This window comes from Pseudomonas sp. IPO3774 (assembly GCF_013386835.1).
In the GTDB taxonomy this organism is placed as follows: Bacteria; Pseudomonadota; Gammaproteobacteria; order Pseudomonadales; family Pseudomonadaceae; genus Aquipseudomonas.
The window spans coordinates 1-25,403 of sequence record NZ_JACAQY010000065.1; the positions used below are offsets into that span (position 1 = coordinate 1).

Annotated in this window: 24 protein-coding genes; 7 read left to right on the forward strand and 17 right to left on the reverse strand. The window is 62.0% G+C overall.

What is annotated here, in order from left to right:
- Positions 1-153: 153 nt before the first annotated feature.
- From HYE77_RS28705 to HYE77_RS28715, 3 genes are all read right to left on the reverse strand, one after another.
- Entirely contained in the window at positions 154-1,452 is a 1,299-nt protein-coding gene (locus HYE77_RS28705; protein WP_177070148.1) for an FAD-binding oxidoreductase, read from the reverse strand.
- The gene (locus HYE77_RS28710) at positions 1,449-2,537 is read right to left on the reverse strand and encodes a polyamine ABC transporter substrate-binding protein (protein ID WP_003219153.1); all 1,089 of its coding nucleotides are present in this window, start codon (positions 2,535-2,537) and stop codon (positions 1,449-1,451) included. Before HYE77_RS28710 ends, HYE77_RS28705 begins: the two co-directional genes overlap by 4 nt.
- 161 nt (positions 2,538-2,698) lie before the next feature.
- Entirely contained in the window at positions 2,699-4,057 is a 1,359-nt protein-coding gene (locus HYE77_RS28715; protein WP_003219154.1) for a glutamine synthetase family protein, read from the reverse strand.
- Positions 4,058-4,197: 140 nt separating this feature from the next.
- Here HYE77_RS28715 and HYE77_RS28720 point away from each other — a divergent pair, with 140 nt between their 5' ends.
- Positions 4,198-5,115 (forward strand): helix-turn-helix domain-containing protein, encoded by a 918-nt coding sequence (locus tag HYE77_RS28720; protein WP_177070150.1) that lies wholly within the window; start codon positions 4,198-4,200, stop codon positions 5,113-5,115.
- A gap of 105 nt (positions 5,116-5,220) precedes the next feature.
- Here the strand turns inward: HYE77_RS28720 and HYE77_RS28725 are convergent, their stop codons facing one another.
- Genes HYE77_RS28725 through HYE77_RS28735 form a run of 3 tightly spaced genes read right to left on the reverse strand, consistent with a single transcriptional unit; the run spans position 5,221 to position 8,351 of the window.
- Positions 5,221-6,318: an acetoin dehydrogenase dihydrolipoyllysine-residue acetyltransferase subunit gene (locus tag HYE77_RS28725; protein WP_177070152.1), complete on the reverse strand. Its 1,098-nt coding sequence runs from the start codon at positions 6,316-6,318 to the stop codon at positions 5,221-5,223.
- Positions 6,315-7,334: an alpha-ketoacid dehydrogenase subunit beta gene (locus tag HYE77_RS28730; RefSeq protein ID WP_177070153.1), complete on the reverse strand. Its 1,020-nt coding sequence runs from the start codon at positions 7,332-7,334 to the stop codon at positions 6,315-6,317. Before HYE77_RS28730 ends, HYE77_RS28725 begins: the two co-directional genes overlap by 4 nt.
- Positions 7,335-7,373: 39 nt before the next feature.
- Positions 7,374-8,351, reverse strand: a complete 978-nt coding sequence (locus HYE77_RS28735) for a thiamine pyrophosphate-dependent dehydrogenase E1 component subunit alpha (protein ID WP_003219159.1) — start codon at positions 8,349-8,351, stop codon at positions 7,374-7,376.
- Positions 8,352-8,661: 310 nt separating this feature from the next.
- On the opposite strand from HYE77_RS28735, the gene HYE77_RS28740 reads away from it, so the two are divergent.
- Positions 8,662-10,527: a sigma-54-dependent Fis family transcriptional regulator gene (locus tag HYE77_RS28740; RefSeq protein WP_003219161.1), complete on the forward strand. Its 1,866-nt coding sequence runs from the start codon at positions 8,662-8,664 to the stop codon at positions 10,525-10,527.
- A 133-nt stretch (positions 10,528-10,660) separates the two neighbouring features.
- Here the strand turns inward: HYE77_RS28740 and HYE77_RS28745 are convergent, their stop codons facing one another.
- Positions 10,661-11,440: an acetoin reductase gene (locus tag HYE77_RS28745; RefSeq protein WP_102368648.1), complete on the reverse strand. Its 780-nt coding sequence runs from the start codon at positions 11,438-11,440 to the stop codon at positions 10,661-10,663.
- Positions 11,441-11,630: 190 nt separating this feature from the next.
- Between HYE77_RS28745 and HYE77_RS28750 the strand changes: the two genes are divergently transcribed.
- Positions 11,631-13,793, forward strand: coding sequence for a TonB-dependent siderophore receptor (locus HYE77_RS28750; protein ID WP_087694140.1), 2,163 nt, complete (start codon positions 11,631-11,633; stop codon positions 13,791-13,793).
- Here the strand turns inward: HYE77_RS28750 and HYE77_RS28755 are convergent.
- On the reverse strand, positions 13,783-14,913 hold the full coding sequence (locus HYE77_RS28755) for an MFS transporter (RefSeq protein ID WP_003219178.1): 1,131 nt from the start codon (positions 14,911-14,913) through the stop codon (positions 13,783-13,785). The two genes, HYE77_RS28750 and HYE77_RS28755, sit on opposite strands and share 11 nt — an antisense overlap.
- A gap of 99 nt (positions 14,914-15,012) precedes the next feature.
- Between HYE77_RS28755 and HYE77_RS28760 the strand changes: the two genes are divergently transcribed.
- The gene (locus tag HYE77_RS28760; RefSeq protein ID WP_177070155.1) at positions 15,013-15,777 is read left to right on the forward strand and encodes a helix-turn-helix transcriptional regulator; all 765 of its coding nucleotides are present in this window, start codon (positions 15,013-15,015) and stop codon (positions 15,775-15,777) included.
- 198 nt (positions 15,778-15,975) lie between these two features.
- Here HYE77_RS28760 and HYE77_RS28765 read toward each other — a convergent pair whose 3' ends face one another.
- Positions 15,976-16,413, reverse strand: coding sequence for a carboxymuconolactone decarboxylase family protein (locus HYE77_RS28765; RefSeq protein ID WP_003219182.1), 438 nt, complete (start codon positions 16,411-16,413; stop codon positions 15,976-15,978).
- A gap of 111 nt (positions 16,414-16,524) precedes the next feature.
- Complete coding sequence (locus tag HYE77_RS28770; RefSeq protein ID WP_102368645.1) at positions 16,525-17,562, reverse strand: AraC family transcriptional regulator; 1,038 nt, start codon at positions 17,560-17,562, stop codon at positions 16,525-16,527.
- A 203-nt stretch (positions 17,563-17,765) separates the two neighbouring features.
- Here HYE77_RS28770 and HYE77_RS28775 point away from each other — a divergent pair, with 203 nt between their 5' ends.
- Positions 17,766-18,707, forward strand: coding sequence for a transporter (locus tag HYE77_RS28775; protein WP_003219185.1), 942 nt, complete (start codon positions 17,766-17,768; stop codon positions 18,705-18,707).
- Between the two features lie 127 nt (positions 18,708-18,834).
- Here HYE77_RS28775 and HYE77_RS28780 read toward each other — a convergent pair whose 3' ends face one another.
- The 5 genes from HYE77_RS28780 to HYE77_RS28800 all read right to left on the reverse strand — a co-directional run bounded on the left by HYE77_RS28780 (position 18,835) and on the right by HYE77_RS28800 (position 23,817).
- Entirely contained in the window at positions 18,835-20,043 is a 1,209-nt protein-coding gene (locus HYE77_RS28780; RefSeq protein ID WP_161635728.1) for a DSD1 family PLP-dependent enzyme, read from the reverse strand.
- Positions 20,044-20,102: 59 nt separating this feature from the next.
- Positions 20,103-21,431, reverse strand: coding sequence for a D-arabinono-1,4-lactone oxidase (locus HYE77_RS28785; RefSeq protein WP_177070159.1), 1,329 nt, complete (start codon positions 21,429-21,431; stop codon positions 20,103-20,105).
- A 77-nt stretch (positions 21,432-21,508) separates the two neighbouring features.
- Positions 21,509-21,877 (reverse strand): cytochrome c5 family protein, encoded by a 369-nt coding sequence (locus HYE77_RS28790; RefSeq protein ID WP_134326198.1) that lies wholly within the window; start codon positions 21,875-21,877, stop codon positions 21,509-21,511.
- Positions 21,878-22,110: 233 nt separating this feature from the next.
- Positions 22,111-22,863: an outer membrane beta-barrel protein gene (locus HYE77_RS28795; protein WP_003210885.1), complete on the reverse strand. Its 753-nt coding sequence runs from the start codon at positions 22,861-22,863 to the stop codon at positions 22,111-22,113.
- A 123-nt stretch (positions 22,864-22,986) separates the two neighbouring features.
- Positions 22,987-23,817, reverse strand: a complete 831-nt coding sequence (locus tag HYE77_RS28800; RefSeq protein ID WP_177029252.1) for an arylamine N-acetyltransferase — start codon at positions 23,815-23,817, stop codon at positions 22,987-22,989.
- Between the two features lie 158 nt (positions 23,818-23,975).
- Here HYE77_RS28800 and HYE77_RS28805 point away from each other — a divergent pair, with 158 nt between their 5' ends.
- Positions 23,976-24,221 carry a DUF6555 family protein gene (locus HYE77_RS28805; protein WP_023658994.1) on the forward strand — a complete coding sequence of 82 codons (246 nt, stop codon included), beginning with the start codon at positions 23,976-23,978 and terminating at the stop codon, positions 24,219-24,221.
- A 35-nt stretch (positions 24,222-24,256) separates the two neighbouring features.
- On the opposite strand, the gene HYE77_RS28810 is transcribed toward HYE77_RS28805, so the two are convergent.
- Both HYE77_RS28810 and HYE77_RS28815 read right to left on the reverse strand, forming a co-directional pair.
- Positions 24,257-24,451, reverse strand: a complete 195-nt coding sequence (locus HYE77_RS28810) for a DUF6021 family protein (RefSeq protein ID WP_003210890.1) — start codon at positions 24,449-24,451, stop codon at positions 24,257-24,259.
- Between the two features lie 24 nt (positions 24,452-24,475).
- Positions 24,476-24,649 (reverse strand): hypothetical protein, encoded by a 174-nt coding sequence (locus HYE77_RS28815; RefSeq protein ID WP_003210891.1) that lies wholly within the window; start codon positions 24,647-24,649, stop codon positions 24,476-24,478.
- Positions 24,650-24,802: 153 nt separating this feature from the next.
- On the opposite strand from HYE77_RS28815, the gene HYE77_RS28820 reads away from it, so the two are divergent.
- Positions 24,803-25,324 (forward strand): DUF3087 family protein, encoded by a 522-nt coding sequence (locus HYE77_RS28820; RefSeq protein WP_177070157.1) that lies wholly within the window; start codon positions 24,803-24,805, stop codon positions 25,322-25,324.
- Positions 25,325-25,403 lie beyond the last annotated feature (79 nt).

Below are 25,403 nucleotides of genomic sequence, written 5' to 3' on the forward strand. Positions count from 1 at the left end.
GCAATGCCGGAGTGAGGGAACACCGAGCCTAGGCGAGGTGCCGACAGGCGGGGCAGAGCGCTTTGGTTACTTTGCCGCTTTTGCAAAGTGACTCGCTGTAAGAGCGAAACCCTAGGTGGCCGTTACCGAAGAAACGGATATGTACCCAATCAATCACCCCACCATCTCCCGAACCCGATACCACAACATCCCCAACGCCAACAGCGGCGAACGCAACACCTTCCCCCCAGGAAACGTCATATGCGGCACCTGGCTGAAAATATCCAACCCCCGGCTCTGCCCAGCCTGAATCCCCTCAGCCAACAACCGCGCACACCAGTGAGTCACGTTCAACCCATGCCCCGAATACCCCTGGGCATAGAACACATTCGGATGCTGCTTCAGGCGCCCCACCTGGGGAAAGCGATTGGCGGTGATGCCGATCTTCCCCCCCCACTGAAACTCAATCGCGGTATTCGCCAACTGCGGAAAAACCTTGAGCATCTTCGGCCGCATATACCCCGCGATATCCACCGGATCACGCCCCGAATAATGACAAGCCCCCCCAAACAACAACCGCCGATCCGCCGAAAGGCGGTAATAATCCAACCCCACTTTCTGATCACACAACGCCAGGTTCTGCGGAATCAACTGATCAGCCACCCCAACCGACAGCGGCTCGGTCGCAATGATGTAGCTCCCCGCTGGCAACACCTTGCCGCTCAACTTCGGCTCCAATTCCTCCAGATGCGCATTGCACGCCAGCACCAGGCTACCGGCGCGCACGGTGCCGGACGCGCAACGCACCTGCACCGTGTCGCCATGGATCAACTCCAGCACCGGGCTGCCTTCAAAGATCCGCACCCCAAGGGATTCGGCCACACCCGCCTCCCCCAGCACCAGGTTCAACGGGTGCAGATGCCCGGAGCCCATGTCCACCAGGCCACCGGCATACAAGCCTGAGCCAACCACCTGCGCCATATCCTGCGATGCCACCAACCGCGTTTCAGGCGCATACCCCAAGGCAGCCAGGCTCTCCAGCTCCCCCTGAAACGCCGCAAACTGCGCCGGCGTATTCGCCAACTCGCAAAACCCCCAGCGCAAATCACAGTCAATCCCGTGCTCGCGAATCCGCTCGCCCACCAGCGCCACCGAATCGATCCCGGCCTGCTGCAGGTAACGCACACCCTCCTCCCCCACGTACCTGGCAAAGCCCGAGACGTCATGCCCAATCCCGCGAATCAGCTGCCCGCCATTGCGCCCGCTGGCGCCCCAGCCAATCCGCCGGGCCTCCAGCAAAATCACCGATAGCCCACGCTGGGCCAGTTCGATGGCGGTGTTGACCCCGGTGAACCCACCGCCGATCACACACACATCGGCGGTCAGGTCAGCCCCCAGCGCTGGGCGCCGGGGCATGGCGTTGGCCGAAGCCAGGTAATAGGAACGAGCGTGGTCGGAGGAGGAACGGTTCATTTGTTGGTCTTCACTTTGCTCCAGGACCGCGTCATCAAGCGCATGACGGCGGGCGTCGGGGTGGTGGAAATGTAGAGTTTGTCGAGCACTTCCTGGGACGGGTAGATCTCGGGGTTGTTCACCAGCTCGGGGGCCATGAAGGCCTTGGCCGCCGGGTTCGGGTTGGCGTAGCCGACGCTGGCGCTGACCTTGGCGATCACTTCAGGGTCCAGCAAGTAGTTGATGAAGGCGTGGGCGGCTTTCGGGTTGGCGGCGTCCGCCGGGATGGCCAGCAGGTCGAACCACAGGTTGCTGCCTTCCTTGGGGATCGAGTAGGCGATGTTCACGCCGTTCTTGGCTTCCTTGGCGCGGTTGGCCGCCTGGAACACGTCGCCGGAATAACCGAAGGCGACGCAGATATCACCGTTGGCCAGGTCCGAGATGTACTTGGAGGAATGGAAATAAGTGATGTACGGCCGCAGGGTCAGCAGCTTGGCCTCGGCCTGTTTGTAGTCTTCGGGATTCTCGCTGCGCGGGTCCTTGCCCATGTAGTTGAGGATCGCCGGGAACAGTTCATCCGCCGAGTCGAGGAATGCTACGCCGCACTCGTGGAGCTTCTTGATGTTCTCCGGTTCAAACAGCACGGCCCACGAATCGATATGGTCGATGCCCAACACCTGCTTGACCTTGTCCACGTTATAGCCGATGCCGTTGGTGCCCCACAGGTACGGCACCGAATGCTCGTTGCCCGGGTCGTTTTTCTCCAGCAGTTTGAGCAGCTTGGGGTCGAGGTTCTTGAAGTTGGGTAGCTGCGAACGGTCCAGCTTGAGGAACGCGCCGGCCTTTACCTGGCGCGCCAGGAAGTGGTTGGACGGCACCACCACATCGTAGCCGGTACGGCCGGCGAGCAGTTTGCCTTCCAGGGTTTCGTTGGAGTCGAACACGTCGTAGATCACCTTGATCCCGGTCTTGGCCTGGAAGTCGGCCAAGGTGGTCTCACCGATGTAGTCGGTCCAGTTGTACACACTGACCGTCTGCGCGGCGTGGCCCGCGCTGCTGAACAATGCCGCCAAGGCCAGCGGGAGAAGCTTTTTCACCAGACGCATATCGACACCCCTTTGCTTGATTGATTTTTATGTATTCATCCAGCCATTCTGCCCGTAGCAGCTGTCGAGCCTTGGCGAGGCTGCGTAGCGATGTATCAGACACAATTGCGGCGGGCCCGACGCAGCCTCGCTAAGGCTCGACGGCTGCTACGGACGAGTCGTCAGACGCTCAGCAGCAGGAACTCACGTTCCCAGGAGCTGATCACCCGCTTGAAATTCTCGTGTTCGGCACGCTTGACCGCGACGTAGCCGCGCACAAACTTGTCCCCCAGGTACTGCTTGACGGTGTCGCACTCTTCCATGCGCGCCAGGGCGTCTTCGATGGTGATCGGCAGCCTCAGGTTGCGGCGTTCGTAGGCACGGCCTTCCACCGGGGCGCTGGGCTCGACCTTTTCGATCATGCCGAGGTAGCCGCACAGCAGGCTGGCGGCGATGGCCAGGTACGGGTTGGCGTCGGCACCCGGCAGGCGGTTTTCCACGCGCATGGCGTCGGGGCTGGAACTCGGTACGCGCAGGCCGACGGTGCGGTTTTCTTCGCCCCACTCGACGTTGACCGGTGCCGAGGTGTCCGGCAGGAAGCGGCGGAACGAGTTGACGTTAGGCGCAAACATCGGCAGCAGCTTGGGGATGTACTTCTGCAGGCCGCCGATGTGGTTGAGGAACAGCTGGCTCTTGTTGCCGTGTTCATCGACAAACACCTGTTTGCCGGTGGCGATCTCCACCACGCTCTGGTGCAGGTGCATGGCGCTGCCGGGCTCGTCGGCCACCGGTTTGGCCATGAAGGTGGCCGCCACGTTGTGCTTGAGTGCAGCCTCGCGCAGGGTGCGTTTGAACACGGTGATCTGGTCGGCCAGGTCGAGGGCATCGCCGTGGCGGAAGTTGATTTCCATCTGCGCCGGGCCGTCTTCGTGGATCAGCGTGTCGAGGTCCAGGCCCTGGGCTTCGCACCAGTCGTAGACGTCTTCGAACAGCGGGTCGAACTCGTTGGCGGCGTCGATGGAGAACGACTGGCGGCCACTTTCGGCGCGACCGGAACGGCCCAGCGGGGTCTTCAGCGGCAGGTCCGGGTCTTCGCAGCGCTGGGTCAGGTAGAACTCCATCTCCGGCGCGACAATCGGCTGCCAGCCCTGGTCGGTATAGAGTTGCAGGACCTTTTTCAGCACGTTGCGCGGCGACAGTTCGATGGGGTTGCCCTGCTTGTCGAAGGTGTCGTGGATCACGATGGCCGTCGGCTCGATGGCCCATGGCACCACGTAGGTGGCGTTGGACACCGGGCGGCAGATCATGTCGATGTCGGCGGGGTCCAGCAGGTCGTAGTAGATGTCGTCGTCGACAAAGTCCCCGGTTACCGTTTGCAGCAACACACTTTCCGGCAGGCGCATGCCTCGCTCATGCAGGAACTTGTTGGTGGGCGAAATCTTGCCGCGTGCGATGCCAGTCAAATCACTGATCACGCATTCGACTTCGGTAATCTTGTGTTCTTTCAGCCAGGCGGACAGCTGATCGAAGGGGGCGTTCATAAGGACCTCGTCATGGGTTGGATGCTGCGCCGCGGGCTTCCCTCGCGGCGCATTGAGGTCTATCTTGGGCCAGCCGTCCAACGGCATCTATCCACTTTGCGCCAACCACAACGCACCAATAGAGTGCGCCCAGGTTACCCATGACACAGGCAACAGCTTTGCGCGTACAGGCCTTCACCACCGGTGATGTGGCCGCTCAATGCAGTGCGACACCCGGTTGGGTGCAGCAGTACCAGCAGATGTCCCCGGGGCATTTTGCCGGGCAGATCCGCTATCTCGACCTGCAAGGTGTCGAGGTGTACGAAGAGCGGATGAACACCCGGGTGGAGCAGAACTTCAACGCGCCGCCGGGTTCCCTGGCGTTCTGTTTCGATGGCAGCGACAACGCGCTGTACGTGCTCAATGGCGAAAGCCGCAACACCTGGATCACCCCGGAAAACTACCGCGAAGTGGCAGTGGTGTTCGGGCCGCAGTTTGTCCAGCGCCATGGTCTGGATGTGGCGAAGCTGGAGGGGTTGTTCATGGCCCCGCTCAACTCCCTGCAAAACCCGTTGTTCAGCCGCTGGCTCAGCGGCACGCTGACACGGCTGTCGGCGACGCTGGACCCGCCGAGTCGTGATGCGCTGACTCAGCAGTTACTGGACGACTGCCTGTTCATCCTCGACAACGCCTGCGTGTGCCTCGACAAGGGCTCATTGCAGCGACGCACCGAGGAGCGAATCATCATGGCGCGCATTGGTGAATGGGCGGCGGATGTGCCGGATGAAACCGTCAACCTGCTGCAACTGGCGCGCATTGCCGGGGTGCCGTTGCGCCAGTTGCAGCACGGGTTCAAGACGTATACAGGGATAAGCCCGGCGCAGTGGTTGCGGTTGCGCCGGTTGAACAGTGCACGGCGGGAGTTGTTGAGCCCGCCGTCAGTGGACACCACCGTGGCGGAGGTGGCGATGAATTGGTCGTTCTGGCATTTGGGGCGTTTTTCCAACAGTTATCGGGCGTTGTTTCAGGAGTTGCCCAGCGAGACCCTGAAGCGCCACCAAAAACACCGCTGGTCTTGAAGATCGTTCCCACGCTCCGCGTGGGAATGCATCCTGTGACGCTCCGCGTCACCCTCGGGACGCGGAGCGTCCAGGGCGGCATTCCCACGCGGAGCGTGGGAACGATCAGGTCCGAAGAAACGCCAGCATCAACTGATTCACCCGCTCCGCTGCCTCCAACTGCACCATATGCCCCTGCCCCGGCAGTATCTCCACCTGAGCCTCCAACCCCTGGGCATGGCTCGCCGGAATGATTGCGTCCTCACTGCCCCAGATCACCAGGCTCGGCTGCTGCCCCACCACACTGCGCAAATCCACCAATTGCCGACCACCGCTGAACAACGCTCCGGTGATCTGCCGCAACGCCTGCGCCACACCCTCCAGGCGCTTGAACTTGAGCATGTCTTCCAGCATCTGCCGAGTCACCAGCGCCGGATCGCTGAACAGTTGCACCAGTTGCGGCTTGAGTGCATTGCGATTGCTCGCGTCGATAAAACCTTGCAGGTAGTCACTGTTGATCTGCGTACCCAACCCAGCGCTGGCGATCAGGGTCAACGACGCCACACGCTGCGGTGCCACCCGCGCGAGGTTCAGGGAAACCAGCCCGCCCATGGAATGCCCGGCGAGGTGTACCCGGTCAACCTTCAGATAATCCAGCAGTGCCAATACCGCCTGGCTCAGCTCCTCAAGCTCGCCCGTTTGCAGGTACTTGCCCGACTCGCCATGCCCCGGCAAATCCAGGGCGATCACCCGCCGCTCAGCCGCGAGCACCGGGTGATTGAACAGCCAGTTATTCAGGTCGCCACCAAAGCCGTGCACCAGCACCAGCGGTGTGCCGCCCTCCCCGAGGTCCAGATAGCGCAGCAGGCGCCCGCCCACCTCGACCTTCTGTGCCGATGGCCCGCTGGCTTCAGCCTCGGCGGCACTGGAAACGAACCCCGCCAGGAACGCCTCGATCACCCCATCAATCTCGGCCTCGCTGGCCTCGCCTTCCACCACGATTGCCAGCAATGCCCCCACGGGCAAGGTCTCATCGCTCTGGGCCAACACCCGCCGCAGCACCCCGCTGAAGGGTGCCTCGACACTGCTGGAAATCTTGTCGGTCTCGACATCCAGCACCTCTTCACCCTTCTCCACCCGGTCGCCCGGCTGCTTGAGCCAGACATCAACCCGGCCCTCGGTCATCGACAGCCCCCACTTGGGCATGGTCAGTGTATGGATCATGCGGCATTCCTCTTGTCGGCGATCTTCAGCACCGCAGCTTCGATCTTCGCCGCGTTGGGGATGTACAGGTCCTCCAGGGCATCGGAGAACGGCACCGGCGTGTGAGGCGCGGTGACCATTTCGATCGGCGCGCGCAGGAAGCTGAACGCCCGTTGCGCCACCAATGCACTGATGTCCGTGGCAATCGAGCAACGTGGGTTGGACTCGTCGATCACCACCAGGCGCCCGGTTTTCTCCACGCTTTCAAGGATGCTGTCTTCGTCCAGCGGGCTGGTGGTGCGCAGGTCCAACACTTCGCAGTCGATACCCTGGCGCGCCAGATTAGCTGCGGCTTCCAGGGCGATGTGCACCATGCGCCCGTAGGTCACCAGGGTTACATCGTTGCCTTCACGCACGTAGTTGGCTTCGCCGAACGGCACGGTGTACAGCTCTTCCGGCACTTCGCCCTGGAGGCTGTAGAGCATTTTGTGTTCGAGGAAAATCACCGGGTCGTTGTCGCGGATCGCCTGGATCAGCATGCCCTTGGCGTCATAGGGCGTGGCCGGGCACACCACCTTGAGCCCGGGAATATGCGTCCACATCGAGGTGAGCATCTGCGAATGCTGGGCCGCCGCACGCAGGCCGGCGCCGTACATGGCGCGCACCACCAGCGGCGTGGTGGTCTTGCCACCGAACATATAGCGAAACTTCGCCGCCTGGTTGAGCAACTGGTCGAGGCAGCAGCCGATAAAGTCGACGAACATCAATTCGCACACCGGGCGCATGCCTCGGGTGGCGGCGCCGACGGCCATGCCTACATAGCCGACCTCGGAGAGCGGCGCGTCGAGCACGCGGTCGGGGAATTCCGGGTACAGGCCCTTGGTGACGCCGAGCACGCCACCCCAGGCGTCCTGTTCACCGGGCGAACCGGTGCCGCCGGACACATCCTGGCCGATGATGAACAAGCTCTGGTCGCGGCGCATTTCCTGGGCCAGGGCTTCGTTGATTGCCTGCTGATAGCTGATTTTTCTAGCCATGATGACTTCTCCACGGATTGTTTTTGTAGTGGGTGGCGGTTAGCGGTAGGCGACGTAGACATCGCTCAGCAGGTCGGCGGCCTGGGGTTTGGGATCGGACTTGGCCAGGCGCACGGCGTCTTCGATCAGCTGCGCGACTTCGGTGTCGATGCGTTCGAACTGAGCCGCGTCGAGCCAGCCTTCGGCGGTGCAGCGCTGGCGAAACAGGCTCAGGCAGTCGCCGGTTTCCCGCAGGTTTTTCACTTCGTCCGGGCCGCGATAGGTTTGCGCATCGCCTTCGAAGTGGCCGTAGAAACGGCTCAGTTTGACCTCCACCAGCGTCGGCCCTTTACCGCTGCGGGCACGCTCTACCGCGACGCCGAGGGCGGCGTGCACGGCAAAAAAGTCGTTGCCGTCGACAATCACCCCCGGCATGCCAAAACCCACGGCGCGCTCGGCAATGTCCTTGCAGGCCACCGACCAGCCGGACCCGGTGGCTTCGGCATAACCGTTGTTCTCGGCCACGAACAGGCACGGCAGGTTCATGATCGAGGCCAGGTTCATCGCTTCGAACACCGCCCCCTCGTTGGAGCCGCCGTCGCCGAAAAACGCGACCGCCACCCCCGCGCTGCCCTTGAGCTTGGCCGCCAGGGCCGCACCGGCCGCCAGCGGCGCCCCGGCACCCACAATGCCGTTGGCGCCGAGCATGCCCTTCTCCTGGTCGGCGATGTGCATGGAGCCGCCCTTGCCGCCGCACACCCCGGTTTTCTTGCCGTAGATCTCGGCCATCATGCCGAACACGTCCACACCCTTGGCGATGCAATGGCCGTGGCCACGGTGGTTGGAGGCGATGCAATCTTCATCGTTGAGGTGGGCCATAACCCCGGCGGCACTGGCTTCCTGGCCGGCATACAAATGCACGAAACCGGGGATCTCGCCGGTGGCGAATTCCACATGCAGGCGTTCTTCGAAATCACGGATGGTGCGCATCACGGTGTAGGCATGAAGCAATTGATCGGTGGACAGGTGAGTGGACATCTTGTTGTTCTCCAGGTTGTCTCGACACACAAAAGGCTGGATCAGGCCAGCTGCAAGGCACTCAGCACGGCCTGTGCCAATCCGCTGGAAAACCTGGGAAAGCCTTGATCCAGAGCAGCTGCCGGAAGACCCGGGTATGCCACTGTGGCCCGTTCAATGAGACGCGCCGTTGCAACCTGCCCGCAGCGTCTCAGGCGGGATGAGACGTTGCGTCTCACCTCGGACAGTTGGTCAGGCCGCCCTTGTCCCGCCCGGCCCATGGGCGCTTAATGGCGGGCATAACAACAAGGATCGAGAACCGGAGGCTTCCATGCTCGCCGTGAACTCCAAGGACCATGTCGACTGTGTCAGCCGCGTGGTACGCAACGCCGACCGCCTGCCCCAGGCTCCGGTGCCGTCGCTGATTTTTGATTCCTGGCGCCGCTCCATGGAGCAGCACCACCTCGACCCCGGTTCCCTGCAAGGGCCGCGCATCCTCACCAGCACCCTGCTCAAGGAATGCCGCGAACGCGCCGAGCTGTTCATGCGCATCGCCAGTGAGGAAGTCGGGCAGATTCACAACCGGGTGCGCCACGCCGATTACTGCGTGATGCTCACCGACGCCCAGGGCCAGACCATCGACCACCGCGTGGACGCCGGCATTCGCAACGACTGCCGCAAGGCCGGCCTGTACCTCGGCACCTGCTGGTCGGAAGCCGAGGAAGGCACCTGCGGCGTGGCCACGGTGCTGACCAGCAAGGCCGCGGTCACCGTGCACAAGCGCGACCACTTTCGTGCGGCGTTTATCGGCCTGACCTGCTCTGCCGCCCCCATCTTTGATCCCCAGGGCAACCTGCTGGGCGTGATGGACGCCTCCGCCCTGAAATCGCCGGATGACCGGCGCAGCCAGCACCTGGTGCGGCAGATGGTGGCGCAAAGCGCGCGGGCCATCGAGAACGCGTTTTTCATGCACAGCGCCCGGCAACATTGGGTGTTGCAGGCCCACAGCACGCCCGGTTACGTCGACAGCCAGCCGGACATGCTGCTGGCGTGGGATCAGGATGGGCGGCTACAAGCCTTGAACAGCAAGGCGCGGCAGGCCCTGAGGTTGCGCTTCGGGCAATTGCCGGAGCATATCGGCGAAGTGTTTGACCTGGACGCGTTGCGCGCCGTGACCGATCAATCGACGCAGCAGTTGCATTGGCTCGGCGAGCCGGGGGCGTTGCAGGTACGGGTCAGCGCGCCGCGGCGTAAGGCTGCACGTGCGACGGTGTCTTCGAGTCATCAGGTAGACCCGCGAGTAGAAGAACATCTGCGCCTGGCCGTGCGGGTCAAGGACCGCAACCTGCCGGTGCTGGTCCAGGGCGAAACCGGCGCCGGCAAGGAAGTGTTTGCCCGCCAGTTGCATGAACGCAGCGCCCGTCGCGACGGCCCCTTTGTGGCGGTGAACTGCGCGGCGATCCCGGAAAACCTGATCGAGAGCGAACTGTTCGGCTACGTGGCCGGGGCATTTACCGGTGCCTCCAGCAAGGGCATGACCGGGCTGCTGTTGCAGGCCGATGGCGGCACGTTGTTTCTCGACGAGATCGGCGACATGCCGCTGGCGTTGCAGACGCGACTGCTGCGGGTAATGGCCGAAGGTGAAGTGGCGCCGCTGGGCGGGGCAAAAACCCGGGCGGTGGATATCCAGGTGATCTGCGCCAGCCATCGGGACTTGGCGGCGCTGGTGAGTGCTGGAAGCTTTCGCGAGGATTTGTATTTCCGGTTGGGCTGTGCGCGGTTCTGTGTGCCGCCATTGCGCGAGCGCATGGACAAACTGGCATTGATCAATCGGCTTCTGGAGCAGGAGGCGCGGCACAGCGGTGTTGCGGTCGGGATCGCGGCAGCGGCGCTGGAGTCGCTGCTGGGTTATGCCTGGCCGGGGAATGTGCGGCAACTGCGGCATGTATTGGCATACGCCTGTGCGGTGTGCGACGGCGGGACAATTCAACTGGCGGATTTGCCGGTGGAAGTTCGTGGTGACGCGGTTGCGGTGGAAACATCGGAAAGCGTGAGTCCTGAGCGGCAGTTGGTGCTGGACGCACTGATTCGGCATCGGTGGAAGCCGCTGGCGGCGGCGCAGGCGTTGGGGATTTCCAGGGCGACCTTGTATCGGCGGGTTAACCAGCTGGGTATCGACATGCCCGGCAAGCACTGACCCAACACGGTCAAAAATGTGGGAGCGGGCTTGCTCGCGAAGGCGGTGTACCAGTCAACATTTCCGGTGGCTGACACTCCGCCTTCGCGAGCAAGCCCGCTCCCACATTTTTTGACCGAGTGATTCCGCCGGCTCAGCGGTACAGAATCCCGCCATCAATCAACGGCGATTGCCCGGTCATGTAATCCGAATCCGGCCCCGCCAGGTACGACACCAGCCCCGCTACATCCTCCGGCGTTTCCGCCCGGCCCAACGCAATCCCGTCCACATACTTCTTGTACGTCGCCCCTACCTCGGCGCCGGTAATCTCGGCCATGCGCTTGTCGATCTCGACCCACATGTCGGTGCCCACCACACCCGGGCAGTAGGCGTTGACGGTAATCCCGTCAATGGCCAGTTCCCTCGCCGCGGCCTGGGTCAGCGCACGCACGGCAAACTTGGTGGCCGAATACACCCCCAGCAGCGCAAAGCCTTCATGGCCGGCAATCGAGCAGGCATTGATGATCTTGCCCTTCTGCTTCAGCGCCTTGAATTTCTTGCCTGCGGCCTGGATGCCCCAAAGCGTGCCCTGCACGTTGATACGCAACGTGCGGTCGACTTGTTCCGGGGTTACGTCCAGCAGTGCGTCAATCTGTGCGACACCGGCGTTGTTGATGATGATGTCGAAGCCGCCCAAGGTCTGGTGGGCATGGTCCACCGCCGCGACCACTTGCTCCAGCTTCGAGACATCGGCGACATACACCGAGGCCTTGCGCCCCAGTGCAACCACCTCGGCCGCCACCGCTTCAATCTTCGCGCTGTTGATGTCCACCAACGCTATGTCGGCGCCGTCCCGCGCCAGGCGCAGGGCGATGGCCCGGCCGATGCCCTGCCCGGCGCCGGTCACCAGTGCAACTTTTCCAGCGATACTCATGACGATCTCCTTCAACGGTGAGAGAAGTCTTGTCTATCGCAGTTGCCAGGGGCCGCTGTCGAGCAGCAGCAGGATTGATCTGCGGGCTGAGACGGGACGTCTCAAAGCGAACCATTCTCGAAAACTTGTAAAACGCCGCCGTTATGCCTAGCTTATGCGCCCTCCGCTCTGCGCTCTCAGGCCTTCCCCCATGGTTTTGCGTCTTCGCCCCGCTGCCCCTTCACGTTTTGCCCTCGGCCTGTTGCTCAGCGCAGGTATTGGAAGCAGCCAGGCGGCTGATATCGAGCTGCCGGAGGTGAAGGTCCAGGGCCAGGATGAATCCGGCTACAACACCGACACCGCGTCGGTGGGCGCTTTCAATGAGGCGCCGTTGCTCGACACGCCGGCCTCGATCGCGGTGTTCAACGAGTCGTTGATCAAGGACCAGCAGGCGCGCTTGCTCAGCGAAGTGCTGCGCAATGACGCCTCGGTGGGCGACAGCTATGCGCCCATCGGCTACTACGAAAACTTCGTGGTGCGCGGTTTCTCGCTGAATGCCGCCAGCAGTTACAAGATCAATGGCCGCACCATCACCGGCGAGCAGAACGTTGCCCTGGAGAACAAGCAGCGCGTGGAGCTGCTCAAGGGATTGTCGGGTATGCAAAGCGGGATTTCCGAGCCCAGCGGCGTTATCAATTACGTGACCAAGCGCCCGGAGGATGTGCGCTCGGTGACGGTGTCCACCGATGATCGCGGCAGTGGTTACCTGGCCACCGACGTGGGCGGCTGGTTTGGCAGCGAGCAGCAGTTCGGCCTGCGCGCCAACGTGGCCCATGAAGACCTGCATTCCTATGTCGAACATGCCAATGGCCACCGGGATTTCCTGTCCCTGGCGTTCGACTGGAACATCAGCCCCGACGCGGTATTGCAGCTGGATGCCGAGTATCAGAACAAGCAACAGCGCTCGGTGCCGGGTTATCAGCTGCTGGGCGGGACCGAGGTGCCGCACGACGCGTCGCCGAAAAAACTGCTGGGGCATCAGAGCGGTGCGAATCAGGTAGGGATTGATTCGCTGAACCTCAACGGCAAGTTTGAATATCGCTTCAGTGACCAGTGGAAAGGCAGCGTCAGCGCGGCGCGCAGCAAGGTGGTGATTGATGATTACAGTTCGTTTGCGTGGGGCTGCTACGGGTCCGCGAGCTGTGCCGGGGCCAAGGTACCGAACTACTTCAGCCCGGAAGGCAACTACGATATCTATGACTTCCGCAGCCCTGATGACACCCGGCGCGATGATGAAATCCAGGCCGCGATGACCGGGTTGTTCAATACCGGTGGCCTGGGGCATGAGTTGACGTTTGGCAGCAGTGCGTTTCGGCGAGTGGTGGACAAGCGCGAATCGGTCAACGAGATGATTGGCTCCGGCAATATCAATCAGGACCCGGAAAACTTCGCGCCCACCGATAAGCCCCTGAACGATAGTCATCGCAACCTCGACAGCCGCCAATACGGCCTGTTCGTCACCGACCGCATCAGCTTCAACGAGCAATGGCAGACCATCGTGGGCGGCCGCGAAGTGCGCCTGGACGAAAAGGCTTTCGATGATCAGGGCAACGAGTCGCGCCACACCCGGCAGTATGTGTTCCTGCCCCAGGCGGCGCTGATCTACAAACCGATTGAAAACCTGTCGCTCTACACCAGCTACAGCAAAGGCCTGTCCCTGGGCGGTACCGCGCCGTGGTTTGCCCTGAATAAAGATGAAACCCTCGCCCCGACAGTTTCCCGCCAGATCGAAGCCGGGGTGAAATACGACTGGCGCCGCATCAGCTTTGCCGCCGCGATCTTCCAGACTCGCCAGGCCTATCAATATGCCAGGCCGGATGACGCCGGCGACTACACCTACGTGCAACAGGGCGAGCAGAAAAACACCGGCCTGGAATTGTCCGCCAACGGCTGGGCCACCCAGCGCTTGCAGATCGCCGCCAGCGTCGCGGCCATCCGTGCACGGGTGACGGGCAGCGGCACGCCGGAATACGAAGGCCATCAGGCGATCAACGTGCCGAAACTGCGGGCCAGTCTGTACGCCGACTACGCCCTGCCCTGGGTCGACGGCCTGGCGCTGCTCGGCGGCGTGCAATACAGCGCCAACAAGTACGCCAATCGCACCGGTGATGTGGAAGTGGGCGACTACGCCATCGTCAACGTCGGCAGCCGCTACACCACCAAACTCGATGGCTATGAAACGGTGTTTCGCCTGAGCGTCGACAACCTGTTCGACAAGCGTTACTGGCGCGATGCCGGCGAATACATGGGCGATGACTACCTGTTCCAGGGTGCGCCGTTGACGGCGCGCTTGAGTGCCACGGTCAATTTCTGACGGTACGCGGGATCGCCAGGCATAGCGCCGCCAAGGCGCACACCAACAGGGTCCAGCCCAACTGCTGGACCCAGGCTGCCAGGGTCAACCCCACCCCGATCACCAGGTAATACAGCAAACCGAACAAGGCACCGGCGGTGCCAAGGCGGTCGCGATAAGCCGTGAGTGCCGCCCCCAGGACATTGGGAATCGCCATGCCGAAGGCCATGACCACCAACAGCATCGGCAACACGAACAGCCAACGGTCCTGTAACAGCACCACCAGCACGCTGCCCACTAACATCACGCCACCGGCTGCCAGCACCAGCTGTTCGCTGCCGGCCCCGCGCTTGAGCAACCCCTTGTTGAGCCAGGCCCCAAGCCCCGAGCCCAACGCCAGCAGGACGCCGCTGTAGCCGAACTGCTCGGCAGACAACCCCAGGCGCTGGAACACAAACGGCCCCAGGCTGTAATAGCTGAACAGCGCGATATTGAAGACCGCGACCAGCCCCACCGAACGCCACAGCGCCGCATCCTTGAGCATCAGGCCCAGGGTGCCGCGCAACGACGCTGTGGGCAGCGAGGCCGGGCGGGTTTCCGGCAAGGCCCACAGGCACCAGGCCAATAACGTCAGCGCCAGCAGCAACAAGCCTGTGAGCACCCCGCGATAGCCAAAGTGCTGCACCAGGCCCGCGCCAGTGAACAGGCCAATGGCGGGGCTGGCCGCCAGGGCAATGCCCACGACTGAAAACACCTGCGCCAGCCCGGCACCGCTGAAGCGGTCGCGCAGCACGGTTTGCGTCACCACCGACCCCACCGCCGCACCAAACGCCGCCACCGCCTGGGCCAGCAACAGGCCGTTGAACGAACGCACGCCCAAGGCCAGCGCTGTGGCCGCGCCATAAAGGGCCAACCCGGCCAGCATCACCGGGCGCCGGCCGAAGCGGTCACACAAGCGTCCCCACACCACGACCCCGAACGCGAAGGCCAGAAAGTACACCGACAAGGTCTGCCCCGCTGCCTCGGGCCCTACCGCAAACGCCTGGCCGATATCCGCCAGCGCAGGGCTATACAGGGTTTGTGCGATTTGCGGGAACATCAGCAGCGCCACCGCCAGCACCAGCAAGTTTTTCAACATCATCCAGACGCTCTTCACGAGTAAACAGGCCAGGGAGTCTAAACAGCGGCAGCTGGCGTATTATCCAGACTTCAACACCTTATCAATGAAATCGGACATCCCATGGCATGGCTGGCGGCGCAGACACCTTTCGATCCCGACCGCTTCGACGCGCCCGTGGTGGGCATCGCCGCCCTGCTGGGTGATCACGACTCCGGTGTACATCAGCATCAGCGCGGGCAATTGCTGTTCACCCAACAGGGCTGCACGCGCATTACCCTGGCCAACCAGCTGTGCCTGTTGCCGCCCACTCGGGCAGCGTGGATTCCCGGCGGTGTGCCGCACCGGGCAGTGATGCAACAGACCGTGGATTACCGTTCGGTGTATGTCAGCCCGGCATTGGCCGGGCAGTTGCCGGCACAAGTGCGGGTGATTGAGGTGAATGCGCTGCTGCGGGCGGTGCTGGAGCCGATGGCAATGGCGGCGTTCGACACCGATTGGCAACAGGGCAAATACGCGCATTTGCTGGCGCTGTGCCTGAGTGAAATCCGCGAGGCAGTCGAGCAACCGCTGCTGCTGCCCCTGCCCACGGACAAACGCCTGGCGCCGTTATTGCAGAACCTCGACGCGCTGCCACCGGAGCTGCAAGCCTTGCAACGCCAGGTGGCCGCCAGCGGCAAAACCATCGGCCGGATCTTCCTGCGGGAAACCGGCATGGGCTATCAGCAATGGCGCCAGCAGTGGCGCCTGATGCGCGCCATCGAGCTGCTCGCCACCGGGCGCAGTCTCGGGTACTGCGCCTTTGAGTTGGGCTTTGCCAGTGACAGTGCGCTGATCGCCTTCTTCAAGGCCATGACCGGCGCCACGCCACGGGGTTACTTCAAGTGAATGCCGACTGGCTGTAACCCGGTGGTAGATCGGCTTCATTGATCGTTCCCTCGCTCTGCGTGGGAATGCATCCCGTGACGCTCCGCGTCACCCGTACGCAAGACTTGAGCCTTGCATCGCCCGCTGGGCGCAGAGCGTCCGGGGCGGCATTCCCACGCAGAGCGCGGGAACGATCAGTCATCCCGGCGTCTTGTCGGGTTATTTAGGCATCTTGCGAAAACCCACCGCCAGACGGTTCCAGCTGTTGATGGTGGCGATCGCCACGCTCAGGTCGACTTGCTCTTGCGGGCTGAAGTGGGCGGCCAGTTCGGTGAAGTCTGCATCCGGTGCGTGGGTCTGGCTCAGCAGGGTCAGGCTTTCGGCCCAGGCCAGCGCGGCGCGTTCACGGGGGGTGAAGAACGGCGTTTCACGCCAGGCCGACACGGTGTACAGGCGGCGCTCGGTCTCGCCCCCCTTGCGGGCGTCGGCGGTGTGCATGTCGAGGCAGAAGGCGCAGCCGTTGATCTGCGACACACGCAGGCGCACCAGTTCCAGCAGCGGCAGTTCGATGGACAGTTTGCCGACGGCAGCCTCCAGGGCCAGCATGGCTTTCATGGCATCCGGGGAGGCGGTGTAGAAGTCGGTACGAGCTTGCATGGTGATACTCCAGAACAGTGGGGATTGGTGTCTAGAGTAGTGACGAGGGGGCATTGGACAAATAGCCAATCCGGGGAAAGATCAGGTAGCCAATGGGGCCAATCCTGACGATCACCCCGGCCCTGCGCCTTCACCGCGAAACGCACTGGGGCTCAGCCCGGTCCAGCGCTTGAACGCCCGCCGAAAACTGCGCACATCGCTGTAGCCAACTTCCTCGGTGATCCGTTCGATGGACAACCCCGGGTTGCTCAACAACCCCATGGTCCTTGCCCTGCGCACCTGTTCCAGCAAGCCCTCGAACGTCAGCCCATGCTCGGTCAGGCGCCGGCGCAAGGTACGCCCGCTCATGTTCAAGTCACTGGCGACCTTTTCCAGCTGGCTGCCCTGCAAATCCCGGGAAATCGCGCGCTCCACCGCCTGGATCAAATCCATTTTCTGATGCAGTTGCGCGCTTTCCAGTTCCAGCAGTTCCAGGGCCTGGCGCAAGGCCAGGGCATGGTGATTGGGCAGCCGCACATCCAGCCAGTGGCTGGCCAGGACCATGCGGTTATGCAGGCAGCCAAAACGCACATCCGCACCCAACAGCTGGTGATAGTCAGCGACATAGGTGGGCGCGGCGTGGATAAATTCGACCCGCAGCGGCATGAAGCCCTCGCCCACCAGGGCGCGGCCATACACCATCAGGCTGGCGAAGAACTCCTCGGCGGCAAACACCTGCACCTCGGCGTAGGGCAGCAGGCATTCGATATCGACGAAAACTTCCTGGGGACCTTCATGGGTGCGCGAGGTGGCGATACCGCCGGAGGTGTGCTGATGACGTTCCCCGATGGCAAACGCATCGCGCAACGTCTTGCACAGTGAAATCACATGGCCGAGCAGGCCCAGGGTGCCGAGTACGTTCTGATGGCCTACCCACAGGCCCAGCCCCTGGTCGGGCAACACCTTGAGTGCACGCTGGATCATTGCTACTGCCTGGCGATAGGAAATGCGCTGGGCCGGGTCGTCCAGGTCGGCCAAAGTAAATCCCAGGCCACGACACAGGTGCTCGGCGCTCGCGCCTTTTTGCGCGACCACTTGGCCGAGGGTTTGCAGCAGAAATGGCGAGACCAGGGCCAGGTCATAGTGCGGATCAACGGCTTTCCTTTGCATGGATCTTCGATTCCCGACTGAGTGCTTCAGTTCTTGTTTTGGAAACATCCTGACAATCATAGGCTCTTGCAAGAACTGCTGCACTCTGGATGAAAGCTGTCCGCCAAAGTCCCCCTATGTGGCCGCCAATACCCTGCCCCGCTGGCCGTTCAGGGCTTATTTCTATAGGCAGCGTCGTCCTGATAATAATAATGAGCCCAGACATGAACACGACCCGTGCGTTTTACCCCGTGCAACTCGCCCTGTTGACCCTCATCAGCCTGCCGGCCCTTGCCACCGAAGGCGGCGTCGACAACATCGGCCCCGGCACCGATGGCTTCTACATCCTGCCGCTGGACGTCAACAACCTGCCCGACCACATGTTCGCCTTCAACATCTATTACAACCACTACGAAGCCAGGAAGCTCGATATCAGCTCGTTGGGTGGCAAGGTGCCGGACGTGAAGATCAAGTCCGACGCGATCATCCCGCGCCTGGATTACCTCAGCCCGTTGCGGGTATTCGGCGGGCGCCTGGGCGGCTACATCGCCCAGCCGTACCTGAAGCAACAGGTGTCGCTGTTCGGCATGTCCGACACCCGGGAAAGCATGGGCGACACCACCGTGGCGCCGATCATCCTCTGGGACCTGGGCAAGAACCTGACAGTGGGCACCGCCCTGGAAATCACCCTGCCCACCGGCGAATACGACGCCACGCGCCTGGCCAATACCAGCAACAATTTCTACACCTACAAACCGTTGGTGTCGGCGACCTGGATGCCCAACGAGCGCACTGAGCTGTCGATCAAGACCACCTACAGCTTCAACAAGGAAAACCCCGATACCCATTACCGGTCGGGGCAGATTTTTCACTTCGACTACTCGGCCAGCTACAAGGTGACGGATAACCTCAGCCTTGGGCTCAACGGCTACTACCTCAAGCAGACCACCGACGATAAGCAATACGGGCATACCGTGGTGAACATCTATGGCGAAGATGTGGATGACGGGGTCAAGGGCCAGGTGTTTGCGATCGGTCCGGCGGTGTATTTCACCTTCCTCAAGTATGCGAGTGCCGAGGTGCGCTGGGCCAAGGAGTTTGATGTGCAGAACCGCCCGGAAGGCGACATGTTGTGGGCGAAGCTGACGATTCCGTTTGCCTTGTAAACCCGGCAAAAACTGTAGGAGCGAGCTTGCTCGCGAAAAACGTCAACGATAACGCGGGCCGTCTGGATGAACGCGTCGTCCTTGGGTTTTTCGCGAGCAAGCTCGCTCCTACAGTGGGACGGCGTTGTCAGGTGTAGACCGGCCAGGTATCGACGATTTTCCCGCCCCGTACTGCCAGCAAATCGCCGAACTGCAGCAGCACAAACTCACTCTGGGTCGGGCGCAGGAACACCTGGTCTTCCACGTTCAGCCCCACCTTGGGCGAACCATTGACCATCTCCTGATTGGAGCTGCGCCCGTACAGGTCATTGCTCTGCAACCCCCTGGGCGACTCAAACTCCGCCATCCAGTTGCCCCCATAAATAAAGAACGTGGCGCGCTGATTCGCATCCCACCACGAGAACAACCGCGACTTGCCGTCCAGCGCCGGAATGTCCACCGGCCCGGTGCTTTTCAACACGGGCGTGGCGATATAGGCCGCCGGCACATGCTCACTCAGCGAAGGCAAGTCATAGTGCGTCGGCTTGAGCAACGCGGTGCCCACCGACACCTCGCTGCTGAGTTTTTCCTGCTCGTGAATGCGATAGCTCGGGCTGCCTGCCGTATTCAACGTCAGCCCGTCGCGCCACAGCGGCGCAAAGTGCTGGCGGGTGTAATCCACATAGCCGTTGTAGCGCTGCATGACTTTGTCGAACAGGTCCTGGGGCGAGCCGAGAATCCCCGGCACGCCCATGCCCACGAACGGGTCGTAGCCCATGAACCCGCTGAATTCCAGCTGCTGCGGATGCGCGCTGATCATCATCAGCATCTGCCCCAGCACCGCGTTGTCGCTGATGCCGCCGCGATGCAGGCCCACATCCAGCTCGATATTGACCCGTAGTTTCGTGCCCAATCCCTGGGCCAGCGCCAGGTATTGTTGCAAGCGCTCGGGGGTGTCCAGCAGCCATTGCAGCTGCCGGGACGGGTCGAACGGGCCCTTGTGGGTTTGGTAAAACAACTCGGCGGAACGCACCGGCAACGGCTTGCCCAGCAGGATGTCCGCATCGGGAAAGACCTGGGCGTCGTGATTCAGAAATGGCTGATGAAACGACATCAGGCGCTGGGTGCCGGCTCGCTTGGCGATGTACGCCAGCAGCCCCGGCGACGGCAGGGATTTCTCCACCAGCCGCAGGTGTTTGCCGCCGCGCTGCACCGACTGCATCACCACGTCGATGTTGTGGTCCAGGCGATCGAGGTCGATCAGCATCACCGGGCGCATCGGCCCATGGGCCTTGAGTTGCTGGTTGAGGCTGCGGAAATACTCGGTGTAAGGGCTGCCGCGGTCGCCCGGCCTCAGCAAGATGGCACCACCCACCAGCAACACGCCGGTGCCGAGCATGAAATGTCTGCGGTTCATCAGGCCACTCCCAGAATAGACGACAGGTGCGCATTGAGGAATTTGCCGCAGGGGTCCAGCTCGCGGCGCACTCGGGTAAATTCCTCCCAGCGCGGATACAGCGGCTGCAAAGTGCGCGCATTGAGGGTGTGCAACTTGCCCCAGTGCGGGCGACCGGCGTATTTCCAGAAGATCGGTTCTACGGCGGCGAAGAAGTTGTGGTGGTCCATGGTGTAGTGCTGGTGCACGGAAATCGAACAGCTGTCGCGGCCCTCGAACATGCTCAGCGGAATGTCATCGGCCTTGACGTAGCGGTACTCGATGGGAAACCAGGTGCGCAGGTCCTTGTCGTTGATCAGCTTGAGGATTTCCCGCAGGCATGCCGGTCCGTGCTCGGCGGGCACCGAATATTCCATCTCGTTGAAACGCACGTTGCGCACGTTGGCGTACACCTGGAACGACTCGGCCACGCGGTCATCGAAGCTGGCAAAAAAGCGCAGGCTGTTGAGCAAGGTACGCCGGGCCTCGGGGAAATCGCTGCCGTATTTGTCGAGTTTCTCGATGATCGACACAAACTCGTTGCCGCCTGCCTCGGCCGGGTCGATGGGCGGGGTTTCGGGGTCGGTGGTTTCGTTCAGGGCGATGGACAGGGCGTAGTCGGAATGGGTCACCACGAGCATTTCCCAGTGCTGGTTTTCCCGGGTGTTCTTTGCCACGTCCTCCAGCAGTTCTTCAGTCTTGGCGATCCACTGGCGCTCCCGCAGGCGGTACGGTGCGCGGTTTTGCAGGCGGACCTGGGTGGCCACGCCGAGGGCGCCGAGGGACACCCGGGCGGCACTGAACACCTCGGGGTGGCGGTTGGCGTCGCACTCCAGCACCTCACCCTGGGCGGTCACCAGTTGCAGGCCGGTGACGCAACCGGAATATGAGGTGAAGCCCACGCCGGTGCCATGAGTGGAAGTGGAGATCGCCCCGGCCAGGGTCTGGTAGTCGATATCCGCCATGTTCGGCAACGCCTGGCCAACGTCCTTCAACGCCTTTCCCATGCGTGACATCGGCGTACCGGCGGCGAACGTGGCCTGCAAGGTTTGCGGGTCGTGATCCAGCAGGCCATTGAAGTAACTCAGGGACAGCAGCGTGCCGTCGGTGGGCACCAGGGCACTGAACGAATGGCCCGAGCCCACCGGCCGCACCTTGCCCGGTGCCTGGCCGATGACCTGCACCAGTTCATCAAGGTTCTTCGGCGCCAGCCGCGCCAGGGGCAGACAGGTTTGCGCCCCCGACCAATTGCGCCAGGGAATCAGCCGCGGTGCCCGGGCCAGCTGGGCCAGCACCGGGTTACTGGTCAATGCCATGAACGCGCCGGCTACCGCGCCGCGCTGCAATAATTCTCGCCGTGAAAGCCCCATCGCCTACCCCGTTATTCTTATTGGATGTGTTGACCCGACATAAAGCTGATCAGCCCCAGGAATTGCTCTTCGGAGCACTGCACGCACAGGCCCATCGGGGGCATGCCGTTGTAGCCATTGATGGTGTGGTCCAGCAGGGTGTCCGGGCCCTGGGCGATGCGCGGGCTCCAGGCCGGGCCGTCACCGGTCAGCGGCGCACCGGAGGCCGGGTTGGCGTGGCACAGCTTGCAACTGGTGTCGTAGACCTGGGCCAGGGCTGCGTCGCTCGGCATGGCATTGGCCGCCGTGGCACGTTCGGGGGGATGTTTCGGTTTGTCGCCACAGGCTGTCAGCAGGCAGGTCACGGCCAGCAGCAGACTGATGCGACGGGGGTTGATTGCCCGCATAGCCACCTTCTCTCTTATTGTGTGAAAGCGTGATCCACACTAAGGCAGCCAGGGCGCGGCGTTGAGGGTATTGGGGGACAGAAAGGGGGGCTTGGGCGGACAGGCTTCAGCGGCTGATCGTTCCCACGCTCTGCGTGGGAACGCCGCCTTGGACGCTCTGCGTCCGCGTTGTGACGCAGAGCGTCACGGGATGCATTCCCACGCAGAGCGTGGGAACAATCAGTCAGGCAGATTTAGAAGGCTATACCGACCTTGAACCCGTACTCGTCACGCTTGAGCTTGGTGTTGTCGGCCACGTACGAATCGTCATCGAGCTTGTACTCGGTGCGGGTGTAGTACAGGCCCGCCATCACTGGCAGATCGCCTTTCTGGTTCATCAGCAGGCTGACTTCGGCGTACGGGTTGGTGCGGTCCTTGAGGTCCACGGTGTCGCTGCCGATGCCGTCGACCTTGAGCTTGGCGCGGCCGTCGATGGTATGGCGGGCGCCCAGTTCAACACGCATGGTCATGTCATCGAACTGGTGGTTGTAGCCCAGGGCCGCCTTGGCGAACGGCGATTTGTTGGTGAGTTTCATGTCGTAGTCGCCCGAGTCCGGCTCGTAGCGGGTCCAGCTGTAGCCGCCACCCACCAGCACGTCGACGAAGTTGCGCGCATCCAGCGCGGCACGCCAGCCGAGGTCGAGGTCGGCCTGGCCTTCCTTGAGCTTGTTGTCGCTCTTCTCGCCGTACTTGGCTTCGATACCGGCCTGGTAGATAAAGCCGGATTCAGCCGTCAGCTTGTTGCCGAAGTTATAGAACAGGCCGGCTTCAGGCATGTGGTCCTTGTCGCTTTGGCTACCGCCTTCGAGTTTGAAGTCGTTGTAGCTGCCGAGGATCCCGAAGGTGGAAATCGGGTCGGTCGGCGCTGCGGCGAACACCACACCAGGTGCCGCGATCAAGGCCAGGACCGAGGAATTCTTGAGGATCTTTCCGAATAGTTTGGACATCGTTTTACGTCTCCATTGCAGGTGGCAAATTATTCAGGAAACGCTTCGAACCCTCGTTTTGGCGAAAGGTTCGAATTAATTTGCACCTTTTTCGAGGTAAAACGGTTCAGCGAAGGCTCTATATCAAGCGTCTTGGACGGGAGCCAGCAAACGGCCGAGAATTGACCGCAACTGCGGATGCGCCGGCAGGCGAATGCCAAAGCTGGCCTGCAACAGGTTCAGCAACTCTTCGACGTCCTCGATTGCACGCTTTTCGCTGGCCCGGTCCAGGTAGTGAATCGCGTACTGCCCGTTGTTCAGCGTGCGGCGAAATCCCGGGCCAATCAGTGCGACTTTCAGCTGGCCGAGGAACGGCGAATCCGGGTGGGTGGAGACGTACCAGTTACCGATCTCGTAGTCGAAGTGTGACTGCACCTGCAGGTCGAACACATATAAGCCGCGCCACTCACCGGCGACCTGCGCCCACAAGGTGTAGCTGCCCTCGTCCAGGCTCAGGCGATAGGGTTCATGGGCGGTGGCCTGGGTGGCATCGGTGTCCAGTTGCAACGGACTGGTGGGCACCATGCCACCAAAGCCGACATCACTGATGTAACGCACGCCATCCAGGGTCACCAGGCTCAGCCGATGGGTGCGCGCCGTAAGCGCATCGGGTGGCCCCCCCATCACCACACGGCCGGTAATGCCCCGCGCCTCGAAGCCCAACTCCTGCAACAAGGCCAGGAACAGCTGGTTCAGCTCGTAGCAATAACCACCACGGCCGTCGAACAGGACTTTTTGTTCGACGCTCGGCAAATCGATCGGCACCGGTGCGTGCAGCAGGGTCGACAGGCTTTCAAACGCGAAGGTGCTGACATGGCGCAACTGCAGATCCTGCAGGGTTTGCAGGGTGGGCGGAGGCGGCGTGTCGTAGCCCAGACGTTGCAGGTAGAGGCGGCTGTGGGTCAGCTCTGGCATGACGCAATCCTGGAGTCGGTGGCGAAAGCACCACTAATACCCTGACGGCGGTTATTTGCCAATTGTGGGTTGAATCAAATGCAAGCCCTCAGATGCACAAACTTTCTGAACCTTTCTGAACTGATTTATATCCATTCACTACAAGACAGGGAGGCATCATGAGTACCGCAATGATCTACACCATCCACTACTTGCTACACGGCGAACCAAAAACCTTTGTGGTGCGTGCCGAGGTCATGAACAACGCCGAAGCGTGGCATTGGGCGGCCGTTGATGCCGACATTGCCCACGTGGGGCGGATAGGCCGGCCGGGCCACGAGCGGGTGAAAAAGACCACTCGTCCCTGGGCGGAGAAGTTCGGCATCACCGAGGTGACATGGACAGCCCCGAAACGGCTTGGTTGAGGAATAAAAAGCCCCGCACGACGGCGGGGCTTGTTTCACTTTTTCAGATCACCGAGGGGATCATAGGCCGGCTTCTTGCCGGTTTTTTCTGGCTTGTCCAACGGGGCAATGGCGGGACCTACCGGGTCGACCTGTGGGTCTGCGACGTCCGGGGAATCGGGGTCGAAACCCAATTCGTCCTTGCCGCTGGAATGCTCGGATGAATGCGGGCCGCTTGTACGATTAGTCATAACTACCTCCTTGGCGCGCCGGGTCTACAGCGGGCGGGCCTTGTCGTGCAGGTTTTCCAGGTCTTCCTCGACCTGCTCTTCTTCGTCTTGCCGTTCAGCCGGGTCGTTGGGGCGCAGGGCGTCGTTGTCACGTTCCTCTTCGCCGGGGGTGCGGTCGGGGTTGGGTGTGCCGGGCGGCTGTTGCTGGTACCGGGTCATGGTTCACCTCACTTGGGGGTCGGTTGCCTACAGGGGTTAGAGAAATTGCGCTGATCCATCGTTCAACCTGATTACCGTCACTCCGACGGGTGAAGCATGAGAAGATGCTGGCCGGCGTTATAACCCTACTTGTGCCATGGAGACTGACCCTGGATGTTTGAGCTCAAACCGTGCGACCCGATTGTTTTTCGCCAGCAGACGCGACGCAGTACGTTGATAGTCGCGGGGTTGTTTGTGGTGTTGGCGATGGTGCTTTCCAGCCTGGCGGTGATGCTGTTTGGTGAGCCTGGGGGGGATAATTTTCGCTTTAATGTGGGCGGGGTGTTTGCCGGGGTGTTGATTACCGTAGGGCTGGTGCGGGGGCCGTTCTGGAACCAGGCCTGGTTCGCGCCGGCGGTGTATGGGTGGCAGCTCAAGCGCAGCCTGATGAGTGTGACTAATGTGATGCACAAGGTGACTGACGGGGTGAAGGCGAATGATCCGGTGGCGATCAAGTTGCTGCGGTTTTATCACCTTGGGTTGATGCAGATGCACGAACTGGACGCCAATTCGAGTTCTCAGGCGCAGTTGGTGCGGGAAGTTGATGAGCATCTGGAGAGGATGCGGGGGTTGGGGATTGAGCCTGACCAGACGCGGCTGGATCCGGATTGGGTTGAGGCTGTGAAGGTTCGCTGATTGGGGGGCATATCCGTTATTTGGGTGATGGCTGATATGGGTTCCGCTCTTACAGCGGCTCACTTTTGAACAGCGCAAA

Coding starts and splice junctions, on each gene's coding strand:
- HYE77_RS28705 (WP_177070148.1), bottom strand. CDS start 1,452: ATGAACCGTTCCTCCTCCGACCACGCTCGTTCCTATTACCTGGCTTCG.
- HYE77_RS28710 (WP_003219153.1), bottom strand. CDS start 2,537: ATGCGTCTGGTGAAAAAGCTTCTCCCGCTGGCCTTGGCGGCATTGTTC.
- HYE77_RS28715 (WP_003219154.1), bottom strand. CDS start 4,057: ATGAACGCCCCCTTCGATCAGCTGTCCGCCTGGCTGAAAGAACACAAG.
- HYE77_RS28720 (WP_177070150.1), top strand. CDS start 4,198: ATGACACAGGCAACAGCTTTGCGCGTACAGGCCTTCACCACCGGTGAT.
- HYE77_RS28725 (WP_177070152.1), bottom strand. CDS start 6,318: ATGATCCATACACTGACCATGCCCAAGTGGGGGCTGTCGATGACCGAG.
- HYE77_RS28730 (WP_177070153.1), bottom strand. CDS start 7,334: ATGGCTAGAAAAATCAGCTATCAGCAGGCAATCAACGAAGCCCTGGCC.
- HYE77_RS28735 (WP_003219159.1), bottom strand. CDS start 8,351: ATGTCCACTCACCTGTCCACCGATCAATTGCTTCATGCCTACACCGTG.
- HYE77_RS28740 (WP_003219161.1), top strand. CDS start 8,662: ATGCTCGCCGTGAACTCCAAGGACCATGTCGACTGTGTCAGCCGCGTG.
- HYE77_RS28745 (WP_102368648.1), bottom strand. CDS start 11,440: ATGAGTATCGCTGGAAAAGTTGCACTGGTGACCGGCGCCGGGCAGGGC.
- HYE77_RS28750 (WP_087694140.1), top strand. CDS start 11,631: ATGGTTTTGCGTCTTCGCCCCGCTGCCCCTTCACGTTTTGCCCTCGGC.
- HYE77_RS28755 (WP_003219178.1), bottom strand. CDS start 14,913: ATGATGTTGAAAAACTTGCTGGTGCTGGCGGTGGCGCTGCTGATGTTC.
- HYE77_RS28760 (WP_177070155.1), top strand. CDS start 15,013: ATGGCATGGCTGGCGGCGCAGACACCTTTCGATCCCGACCGCTTCGAC.
- HYE77_RS28765 (WP_003219182.1), bottom strand. CDS start 16,413: ATGCAAGCTCGTACCGACTTCTACACCGCCTCCCCGGATGCCATGAAA.
- HYE77_RS28770 (WP_102368645.1), bottom strand. CDS start 17,562: ATGCAAAGGAAAGCCGTTGATCCGCACTATGACCTGGCCCTGGTCTCG.
- HYE77_RS28775 (WP_003219185.1), top strand. CDS start 17,766: ATGAACACGACCCGTGCGTTTTACCCCGTGCAACTCGCCCTGTTGACC.
- HYE77_RS28790 (WP_134326198.1), bottom strand. CDS start 21,877: ATGCGGGCAATCAACCCCCGTCGCATCAGTCTGCTGCTGGCCGTGACC.
- HYE77_RS28795 (WP_003210885.1), bottom strand. CDS start 22,863: ATGTCCAAACTATTCGGAAAGATCCTCAAGAATTCCTCGGTCCTGGCC.
- HYE77_RS28800 (WP_177029252.1), bottom strand. CDS start 23,817: ATGCCAGAGCTGACCCACAGCCGCCTCTACCTGCAACGTCTGGGCTAC.
- HYE77_RS28805 (WP_023658994.1), top strand. CDS start 23,976: ATGAGTACCGCAATGATCTACACCATCCACTACTTGCTACACGGCGAA.
- HYE77_RS28810 (WP_003210890.1), bottom strand. CDS start 24,451: ATGACTAATCGTACAAGCGGCCCGCATTCATCCGAGCATTCCAGCGGC.
- HYE77_RS28815 (WP_003210891.1), bottom strand. CDS start 24,649: ATGACCCGGTACCAGCAACAGCCGCCCGGCACACCCAACCCCGACCGC.
- HYE77_RS28820 (WP_177070157.1), top strand. CDS start 24,803: ATGTTTGAGCTCAAACCGTGCGACCCGATTGTTTTTCGCCAGCAGACG.